This is a genomic window from Streptacidiphilus sp. P02-A3a (assembly GCF_014084105.1).
In the GTDB taxonomy this organism is placed as follows: Bacteria; Actinomycetota; Actinomycetes; order Streptomycetales; family Streptomycetaceae; genus Streptacidiphilus.
Genome location: NZ_CP048289.1, coordinates 6,717,742 through 6,728,465 on the forward strand (window position 1 = coordinate 6,717,742; position 10,724 = coordinate 6,728,465).

1 protein-coding gene is annotated in these 10,724 nt (G+C 76.5%); it reads right to left on the reverse strand.

Annotated elements, in window-relative coordinates; genetic code table 11:
• Positions 1-10: 10 nt before the first annotated feature.
• Positions 11-10,720: a type I polyketide synthase gene (locus GXP74_RS28420; protein WP_182454089.1), complete on the reverse strand. Its 10,710-nt coding sequence runs from the start codon at positions 10,718-10,720 to the stop codon at positions 11-13.
• Positions 10,721-10,724: the final 4 nt, after the last annotated feature.

A 10,724-nucleotide genomic window follows, 5' to 3' on the forward strand; every position in this document is an offset into this window, starting at 1 on the left:
GCCGCCTCGTTCATGATCGTCCGTTGTCGTCGTCGCCGAGCACCAGCTGGATCAACGCGTCGGCGTCCATGTCGTCGACGTCCTCACCGTCCGGCAGCTGCGACTCCACCTCCGGCGTGTTGCCGGAGTGGGTCGAACCGGCCAGTTCGAGCAGCAGCTCGACCAGGCCCGCGTCGCGGAGCCGGGCGTAGGGGGTGGCCGCGAGCGCCGCGCGCAGCCGCTGCTCGGCCGCGTCGTCGCCGCCCCTGGCCGCGAGCCGGGTCCACAGCCAGTCGGCCAGGGCCACCGGGGTCGGCCGGTCGAAGACCAGGGTGACCGGCAGCGTCAGCCCGGTCTCGGTGGCGAGGCGGTTGCGCAGCTCGACCGCGGTCAGCGAGTCGAAGCCGAGGTCCTGGAAGGGTCGGCCGGGGTCGATGTGCTCGTGCGAGACGTGCCCGAGCACGGCGGCCACAGTGGCCAGCACCTCCTCCAGCAGCAGTTCCCGCTGCTGCTGCTCGGGCAGCGCGGCCAGCCGCTGGGTGAGCAGCGCGGCGTTCTCGGCGCCCTCGACCACCGTCCCGGCGGCGGGCAGCAGGGTGCGCGCGATCGGCGGCAGCGCGCCCCGACCGGCCAGGTCCCGCAGCGCCGCCGGATCCGTCCTGGCCGGGACGAGCAGGGCCTGGTCCGCGGCCAGGGCCGCGTCCAGCAGGGCCAGCGCCTCCTGCGCGCCCATCGGCGCCAGGCCGCCGCCGGCCAGCCGGGCGCGGCCGTCCGTCCCGAGCCGCCCGGCCATCCCGCCGTCCAGGTCCCACAGCCCCCAGGCCAGCGAGAGCCCCGGCAGGCCGAGTCCGCGCCGGTGCGCGGCCAGGCCGTCCAGGAAGCCGTTGGCGGCGGCGTAGTTGGCCTGCCCCGGACTGCCGATGGTCCCGGCCGCCGAGGAGAACAGCACGAACGCCGACAGTTCCTGATTCTTCGTCAGTTCGTGCAGGTTCCAGGCGCCGTCCACCTTGGGGGCGAGCACCCGGTCGAACTGCCCGGGCGACAGCGAACCGAGCAGCCCGTCGTCCACCACACCGGCGGCGTGGACCACGGCGCTCAGCGGGAACTCCGCCGGGACCGCCGCCAGCGCCTCGGCCAAGGCGTCGCGGTCGGCACAGTCGCAGGCCGCCGCCGTCACCGTCGCGCCCGCCGCGGACAGCTCGGCGACCAGCTCCGCCGCGCCCTCGGCGGCGGCGCCCCGGCGGCTCAGCAGCAGCAGCCGACCGACCCCGTGCACGGTGACCAGGTGCCGGGCCACGGCCGCGCCCACCGCGCCGGTCGCGCCGGTGAGCAGGACGGTGCCGTCGCCGAGCCCGGCCGCCGTGCCCGTGGCCGGACCGGACCGGACCAGCCTCGGTACCAGCAGCTCGCCGCCGCGCACCGCGACCTGCGGCTCGCCGCTGCCGAGGGCGGCGGCCAGCAGCGGTTCCGCCTCCCGGTCGAGGTCGATCACGCCGAACCGTCCTGGCTGCTCCACCTGGGCGCTGCGCAGCAGGCCCCAGACGGCGGCGGCGGCCGGGTCGGCGACGCTCTCGCCGCGGACCGACACCGCCCCCTCGGTCAGCACGGTCAGCCGGGAGCCGGCGAAGCGCTCCTCGGCGATCCAGGCTCGGGCGGCCGCGGCGGCCTCGCGGACCGCGTGCCGGGCGCGTTCGGCCGCGTCGTGCGGCCGTTCCGGGAGGGTCCCCGGCGCGTCCGCGAGTGCGTCGAGCCGCAGCACCACCGAGGCCGGGGGCTCCGCCAGCTCCGCGAGCGCGGCCGGTCCGCGCAGCAGCACCCAGTCGTCCGCGCCGACCGCCGCGACCGGGTCGGCCGGACGCCAGTCGAGGGCCAGCAGGGAGCGCCGCGCGGCACCACCGGCCGCACTCAACTGCTCCCGGGTGACCGGGCGCAGCGCGAGTTCCGCGACCGCCGCGACCGGCGCGCCGTCCTCGCCGCTGATCCGCACGGTGACGCTGCTCGCTCCCGTGCGCGAGAGCCGGACCCGGACCGTACGCGGCCCCGGGCGGTACAGCTCGACCCCGGTCCAGGCGAAGGGCAGCACGATCGCGTCCGCCCCCGGCCCGGTCCCGAGCAGGCCCAGGGCCAGGGCGTGCAGCGAGGCGTCGAGCAGGGCCGGGTGCAGCCCGTACCCGTTGCTGTCGGCCGACTCCGGGAGGGCGACCTCGGCCAGCACCTGCTCCCCCGACCGCCAGGCCGCGCGGACCCCCTGGAAGGCGGGACCGTACTCGATGCCCCGGTCCGCGAGGTCCTGGTACAGCTCGGCGGCGGACAGCGGTTGCGCTCCGGCGGGCGGCCAGGGCCCGGTGGCGGGCGGTTCGGCCGGAACGTCCGCGGCGGGGGCGAGCAGGCCGAGCGCGTGCAGCGTCCACGGCTCCGCCGCGTCGTCGGGTGTCTGCGGACGGGAGTGCACGGTGACCCGGCGGGTGCCGTCCTCGCCCGGCGCGGCGACCGCGACCTGTACCGCGACGAGGCCCTCGGCGGGCACCACCAGCGGTGCCTCCAGGGTCAGTTCGGCGATCCGCGGGCATCCGGCGTGGCGGCCCGCGGTCAGCACGATCTCGGCGAAGGCCGCGCCGGGCAGCAGCACGGTGTCCAGTACCAGGTGGTCCGCCAGCCAGGGATGGCCGTGCAGCGACAGGCCGCCGGTGAGCAGCAGCCCCTGGCCGTCGGCGAGGGCGACGGCGGCGCCGAGCAGCGGGTGGCCGGTGCCGGTCTGCCCGGCGCCCGGGCCGCTGCCCGCCGTGGGCGCGTCCAGCCAGTAGCGCTCCCGCTGGAACGGGTAGGTGGGCAGGTCCGCGGTGCGCGGCTGCTCGCCGAAGAAGGCGGTCCAGTCGACCGGGACGCCCGCCACGTGGGCGTGGGCGACGGCGGCGACCACCGACTCGGGCTCGGGCCGGTCCCGGCGCAGCGTCGGGATGGTGACCGCGTCCGTGTCGGCCAGCGTCTCCCGCGCCATCGCGGTGAGCACCGCGTCCGGGCCGAGTTCCAGGAAGGTCCGGACGCCCTCGGCGCGCAGGGCGGTGACCCCGTCGGCGAAGCGCACGGCCTGCCGGGCGTGCCGCACCCAGTAGTCGGGGGTGCACAGCTCGTCCGGGTCGGCGATCCGGCCGGTGAGGTTGGAGACCACCGGCAGCAGCGGCACCCGGAAGTCCACCCGCTCGGCCACGGCGCGGAACTCGTCGAGCATGCCGTCCATGTGCGGCGAGTGGAAGGCGTGGCTGGTGCGCAGTCGCCGGGTGCGGCGGCCGAGCGCCGCCAGCCGTTCGGCGACGGCCAGCGCGGCCGCCTCGTCGCCGGAGACCACCAGCGAGCGGGGCCCGTTGACGGCGGCGATGTCGAGCGCGCCCGGGAACTCCGCCAGCAGCGGCAGCACCTCGTCCTCGGTGGCCTGGACGGCGACCATCGCGCCGCCCTCCGGCATCGCCTGCATCAACCGGCCACGCGCCGCCACCAACGCGCACGCGTCCGACAACGACAGCACACCCGCCACATACGCCGCCACCAACTCACCCACCGAATGCCCACCCACCACATCCGGCACCACCCCCCACGACTCGAACAACCGGAACAACCCCACCTCCACCGCGAACAACCCCGGCTGCGTGAACTCCGTCCGATCCAACACACCCCCCACACCACCCCACAACACCCCGCCCAAACCACAACCCACCGACTCGAACCCCGCCACCACCTCATCCACCGCACCCGCGAACACCCCGAACCGACCCCGCAAACCCCCACCCATCCCCACCCGCTGACTACCCTGACCCGTGAACAACACCGCCAACCCACCACCCACACCAGCGCTACCGCGCACCACGGCCGCCGACTGGCGGCCGGTGGCCAGCGCCGAGAGGCTCTCGGCGAAGCGCGCGGGTTCGTCCGCGACGACCGCCGCCCGGTACTCGAACCCGGTGCGCGTCGTCGCCAGCGCGGCGGCGGCGGCCCACAGGTCGGGGGCCGGATCGGCGGCGAGGTAGGCGCCGAGCTGCGCCGCGCGGTCACGCAACGCCTGCTCGGTCCGGGCGGAGAGCACCCACGGCACCGCTCCCGGCTCGGCCCGGACCGGCTCCGGCCGGTCCGCGGCGGGGGCCTGCTCCAGGATCAGGTGGGCGTTGGTGCCGCTGATGCCGAACGAGGACACCGCCGACCGGCGCGGACGGCCGGTCCGCGGCCACAGCACCGGCTCGCGCAGCACGGCGACCCCGCCGCTGCTCCAGTCGACCCGGGTCGACGGCTGCTGCACGTGCAGCGTCCTCGGCAGCACGCCGTGCTCCATCGCCAGCACCATCTTGATCACCCCGGCCACCCCGGCCGCGGCCTGGGTGTGACCGATGTTCGACTTCACCGAACCCAACCACAACGGCTGCTCCGCCGACCGGTCCCGACCGTAGGTCGCCAACAGCGCCTGCGCCTCGATCGGGTCACCGAGGGTGGTACCGGTACCGTGCCCCTCGACCGCGTCCACCTCGGCCGCGGACAGCCCGGCGCCGGCCAGGGCGCTGCGGATGACGCGCTGCTGCGAGGGTCCGTTGGGGGCGGTCAGGCCGTTGCTGGCGCCGTCGGAGTTGACCGCGGAGCCGCGCACCACCGCCAGTACCCGGTGCCCGTTGCGCCGGGCGTCGGACAGCCGCTCCAGCAGCAGCATGCCCGCGCCCTCGGCCCAGGCGGCGCCGTCGGCGCCGTCACCGAAGGACTTGCAGCGCCCGTCCGGGGACAGTCCGCGCTGGCGGCTGAACTCGGTGAACACCGCCGGGGTCGCCATCACGGTCACCCCGCCGGCGACCGCGAGCGAGCACTCGCCCGCGCGCAGGGCCTGCGCCGCCAGGTGCATCGCCACCAGCGAGGAGGAGCAGGCGGTGTTGACGGTGATCGTGGGCCCCTCCAGACCGAAGGTGTAGGCGACCCGGCCGGAGGCGACGCTCCCGGCGCTGCCGGTCCCCAGGAAGCCCTCGTACTCGGCCGGGACCGGGTGGATCCGGGAGGCGTAGTCGTCGTACATGACCCCGGCGAACACGCCGGTACGGGTGCCGCGCAGGGCCACCGGGTCGATCCCGGCCCGCTCCACGGCCTCCCAGGTGGTCTCCAGCAGAAGCCGCTGCTGCGGGTCGGTGGCCAGCGTCTCGCGCGGACTCATGCCGAAGAAGTCGGGGTCGAACCGGGCGGCGTCGTACAGGAATCCGCCCTGGCGGGTGTAGACCTTGCCGGGCTTGCCCGGTTCCGGGTCGTAGAGGCCGTCGAGATCCCAGCCCCGGTCGGTCGGGAAGTCGCCGACCGCGTCACCGCCCTCCTCGACCAGCCGCCACAGCTCCTCCGGCGAGTTCACCCCGCCCGGGAACCGGCAGGCCATCCCGATGATCGCGACCGGCTCGGTCGGGTCGGCGGCGGTCGGCGCGACGGCGTCGCCCTCCTCGGCCCGGCCGCCGGAGAGCAGCGGCAGCAGGTGTCCGGCGAGCGCGGCCACCGTGGGGTGGTCGAAGACCAGGGTCGCGGGCAGCGCCAGCCCGGTGGCGGCGGCCAGCCGGTTGCGCAGTTCCACGGCGGTCAGCGAGTCGAAGCCGAGGTCCTTGAAGGCCCGGTCGGGGTCCACCGTCCCGGCGGGACCGCGCCCGAGCACGGCGGCGACCTGGGCGCGCAGCAGTTCGGTCAGCACCTGTGCCCGCTGCGGACCGGCGACGGAGCCCAGCCGCTCGGCCCAGGACGACCCGGCCGCGGCCGCCGGTGCCGCGGCCGCGGCGGGCAGCAGGCCCCTGGCGATCGGCGGCAGCAGCCCCTGCGCCGCCAGCTCCCGCAGCGTGGCGGGGTCGATCCTGGCCGGTATCGCCGTCGGGCCGCCCGCGGTCAGCGCCGCGTCGAACAGCGCCAGTCCCTCGGCGGCGGGCATCGGCGCGAGGCCGCCGCGGGCCAGCCGGGAGCGGCCGTCCGTGCCCAGGTGCCCGGTCATCGCGCTGTCCTGCTCCCACAGGCCCCAGGCCAGCGAGAGGGCCGGCAGGCCGAGGCCGTGCCGGTGCCCGGCGAGGGCGTCCAGGTAGGCGTTCCCGGCCGCGTAGGGCGCCTGCCCGGCCGAGCCGAACACCCCGGCGGCGGAGGAGAACAGCACGAACGCCGACAGCTCCTGGTCCTTCGTCAGCTCGTGCAGGTTCCAGCCGCCGTCGACCTTGGGGGCCAGCACCCGGTCCAGCCGGTCCGGGGTGACCGACTCCAGCATGCCGTCGTCGGTGACCCCGGCCGCGTGCACCACCCCGGTCAGCGGGTACTCGGCCGGGATCCGCCGGAGCAGCCGGGCGAGTTCCCCGCGATCGGCGCAGTCGCAGGCCTCGACCGCCACCTCGGCGCCGAGGCCGGTCAGTTCGGCCACCAGCGCGTCCGTTCCGGCCGCCGCCGGGCCGCCGCGGCTGACCAGCAGCAGTCGGCGGACGTCGTGCGCGGTCACCAGGTGCCGGGCCAGCAGTGAGCCGAGGCCGCCGGTACCGCCGGTGACCAGGACCGTGCCGCTGCCGAAGCCGACGGCCGGTGCGGTCCCGGCCGACTGCGTCCCGGCCCGCGGCCGGGTCACCCGCGGCGCCAGCAGCCGCCCCTCGCGCAGCGCGAGTTGCGGCTCGGCGCCGAGCAGGGCGGCGGCGGGCGGCTCGGTGTCCGTACCGTCGAGGTCGAGCAGCCCGAAGCGGCCCGGGTGCTCCGCCTGGGCGCCCCGGACCAGGCCCCACAGGGCCGCGCCCGCGAGGTCGGTGGGGGTCGTCCCGGCGGCCGCGGTCGCCCGCCGGGTGACCAGCAGCAGCCGTGACCGCGCGGTCCGCGGCTCGGCCAGCCACCAGCGCAGCAGTTCGGTGGCCTCGGCCACCGCGGCCCGCGTCGCGGCGGCGCCGCCGTCGGCCGGTGCGCCGGGTTCGGCGCCCTCGGCCGTGGCCGCGCCCAGGGTGACCGCGACCACGGCGGGCGGTTCCGCCAGCGCGCGGACGGCGTCGGCGCCGTCCACGGCCACCCAGTCGACCGGTGCGGCGGCGCTCTCGGGGACCGCCGTCCAGTCGAGGGCCAGCAGCGACTGGGAGACGTCACGCAGTCCGGTGGCGGGCAGCGCGCGGGTCCGCAGCGCCCGCACGGTGGCGACCGGCGCGCCCTGCGCGTCGGTGACGGCGATCGCGAAGGCGTCGTCGCCGACCGGCGTCAGCCGCGCCCGCAGCGCCGTGCCGCCGACGCCGTGCAGGGTCACCCCGTTCCAGGAGAACGGCAGCCGGACCGGGCCGGCGCCGCCCGCGAGCGCGGCGACGGCGGGCAGGTGCAGCACCGCGTCCAGCAGCGCCGGATGGACGGCGAAGCCGGAGGCGTCCACCGACTCCGGCAGCGCCACCTCCGCGAACAGCTCTCCCTCGGCCCGCCAGGCGGCGCGCAGCCCCTGGAACGAGGGGCCGTACTCCAGTCCCTGGTCGGCGAGCAGGTCGTAGCCGCCGCTGAGGTCCACCGGCTCCGCGTCGGCCGGCGGCCAGGCGTCCCCGCCGTTCGGGTCGGCCGGGCCGGGCCGCTCGGTCGCGTCCGAGGGGGCGACCGAGCCGACCGCGTGGCAGGTCCAGTCGGGGTCGTCGGACTCCGCGCCGGTGGCCCGGGCGTGCACGGTCACCGACCTGGCGCCGCCGGGGTCGGCGGCGCCGAGCGCCACCTGGACCGCGACGCTGCCCAGGGCCCCGAGCTCCAGCGGGGCCTGCAGGGTCAGCTCCTCGATCCGGTCGCACCCGGCGTGGCGACCGGCCTGGAGCACCAGCTCGACGAAGCCCGTGCCGGGCAGCAGGACGGTACCGGCCACGGCGTGGTCGGCGAGCCACGGATGGGTCCGCAGCGACAGCCGACCGGTGAGCACCAGGCCCGCGCCGTCGGCGAGTTCGACCACCGAGCCGAGCAGCGGGTGCGCGGTGGCGGCCTGCCCGAGCGCGAAGGCGTCGGTGGGCGGCTGGGTGTCGTCGAGCCAGAACCGCTCCCCCTGGAACGGGTAGGTCGGCAGCTGCGGCGGGTTGTCCGGCCGGTCCGGGAAGACCCTGGACCAGTTCACCGGGGCGCCCCCGACGTGGAGTTCGGCCATGGCCGTGAGCAGCCGGTCGAGGCCGCCCTGGTCCCGGCGCAGGGTGCCGAGGGCGATCCCGTCGACCCCGGCCGCGGCCAGGGTCTCCTGGACCGCGACGGTCAGCACCGGGTGCGGGCTGACCTCGATGAACACCGTGTGGCCCCGGGCCGCCAGCGCCCGCACCACCGGCTCGAACCGGACGGTGCCGCGCAGGTTCCGGTACCAGTAGTCGCCGTCCAGGGCGGTGTCCTCGGGCACCGGTCCGCCGAGCAGGGTGGAGTGGAACGGGATCAGCGGGGCGCTGGGGGCCACCGGGCGCAGCGCCTCGTCCAACTGCTCGCGGATCGCCTCCATCTGCGGGGTGTGCGAGGCGTAGTCGACCGGGATCCGGCGGGCCCGGACCCCGCTGCGTTCGCAGTGCGCGAGGAGTTCGTCCAGGGCGGCCGACTCCCCGGCCAGGACGGTGGCCGCGGGGCCGTTCAGGGCGGCCACGTGGACGCGTCCCGGCCACTGCTCGGCCAGGGCCCCGGCCGCGTCGGCGGCGAGCGCCACCGAGATCATGCCGCCGGTTCCGGCCAGCGCCGCCAGCGCCCGGCTGCGCAGCGCCACCACCCGGGCGGCGTCGTCGAGGCTGAGCGCCCCGGCGACGTGGGCGGCGGCGATCTCGCCCTGCGAGTGGCCCACCACCGCCGCCGGTTCGATCCCGCGCGAGCGCCACATCGATGCCAGCGCGACCATCACCGCGAACAGCGCGGGCTGCACCACGTCGACGCGGTCCAGCGAGGCGGCGCCGGGCTCCCCGCGCAGCACCGCCGACAGCGACCAGTCGGTGTAGCGGGCCAGGGCCTCGGCGCACTCGGTGATCCGCTCGGCGAACTCCGCGGAGGTCTCCAGCAGTTCCGCCGCCATGCCCAGCCACTGGGAGCCCTGGCCGGGGAAGACGAAGACGGTCTTGCCCACCGGCCTGGCGACCCCTTCGACCAGGTTCCCGGCCGGTTCGCCGGTCGCCAGCGCCCGGACGCCGTCCAGCAGCCCGTACCGGCTGTCCGCCACGACCACCGCGCGGTACTCGAACGCGGTACGGGTGGCGGCGAGGGCCCAGCCCACCTCGGTCGGGTCCGGCGCCGACGGAGCGGAGGCGAACGCGTGCAGCCGCTCGGCCTGCGCCCGCAGCGCCTCCGGCGTCCTGGCCGACAGCACCCACGGGAGGTGCCGCGGGCCGCTCGGCGCGACCCGCTCCGGGCCCTCGGGCAGCGGCGCGGCCTGCGCCTCCTCGACGATGACGTGCGCGTTGGTGCCGCTCATGCCGAACGAGGAGACCCCGGCCCGGCGCGTACCGTTCCGCCGCGGCCAGGGCCTGGACTCGGCCAGCAGCCGGACCCCGCCCGCCTGCCAGTCGACGTGGTCGCTGGGCTGCTCCGCGTGCAGTGACTTCGGCAGCACGCCGTGGCGCAGCGCCTCGACCATCTTGATCACCCCGGCCACCCCCGCGGCGGCCTGGGTGTGGCCGATATTGGACTTGACAGACCCCAACCACAACGGCTGCTCCGCCGAGCGGTCCCGGCCGTAGGTGGCCAGCAGCGCGCGTACCTCGATCGGGTCGCCGAGGGTGGTGCCGGTGCCGTGCCCGTCCACCGCGTCCAGGTCGGACGGCGTGAGCCGGGCGTCGGCCAGGGCGTCGCGGATGACCCGCTCCTGGGCGGGTCCGCTGGGGGCGGTCAGGCCGTTGCTGGCACCGTCCTGGTTCACCGCGCTGCCGCGGACCACCGCCAGTACCTGGTGGCCGTTGCGCCGGGCGTCGGACAGCCGCTCCAGCAGCAGCATGCCCACGCCCTCGCCCCAGGCGGTGCCGGACGCGTCGGCGGAGTACGACCGGCAACGGCCGTCCCGGGACAGTCCGCGCTGCCTGCTGAACTCCACGAACGCCGTGGGGGCGGCCATCACCGTCGCCCCGCCGGCCAGCGCGAGCTCGCAGTCGCCCCGCCGCAGCGCCTGGGCGGCCAGGTGCAGCGCGACCAGGGAGGAGGAGCAGGCGGTGTCGACGGTGACCGCCGGGCCCTCAAGACCGAAGGAGTACGCGATCCGGCCGGAGGCCACACTGGTGGTGTTGCCGCTGGCGAGGTAGCCGTCCAGGTCGGCCGGTTTGTGGTGCACCCGGGAGACGTAGTCGTTGTAGAACACCCCGGCGAAGACCCCGGTCCGGCTGCCGCGCAGGCTCCCGGGTTCGATGCCCGACCGCTCCAGGGTCTCCCAGGCCACTTCGAGCAGGAGCCGCTGCTGCGGGTCGGCGGCCAGCGCCTCGCGCGGGTTGATCCCGAAGAAGTCGCAGTCGAACAGGTCGGCGTCGTAGAGGAAGCCGCCGTCGCGCACGTAGGACCGGCCGCCCCGTTCGGGGTCGGGGTCGTAGATCCCGTCCAGGTCCCAGCCGCGGTTGGTCGGGAACGCCCCGATGGCGTCGGTGCCGGAGTCCACCAGCCGCCACAGGTCCTCGGGCGAGCGCACGCCGCCGGGGTACCGGCAGGCCATGGCCACGATCGCGATGGGCTCCTGCCCGGCCGACTCGGCCTCCTCCAAGCGCTGCCTGGTCCGGTGCAGTTCAGCGGTGACCCGCTTGAGGTAGTCGGTGAGCTTCTGTTCGTTCGTCATCTCG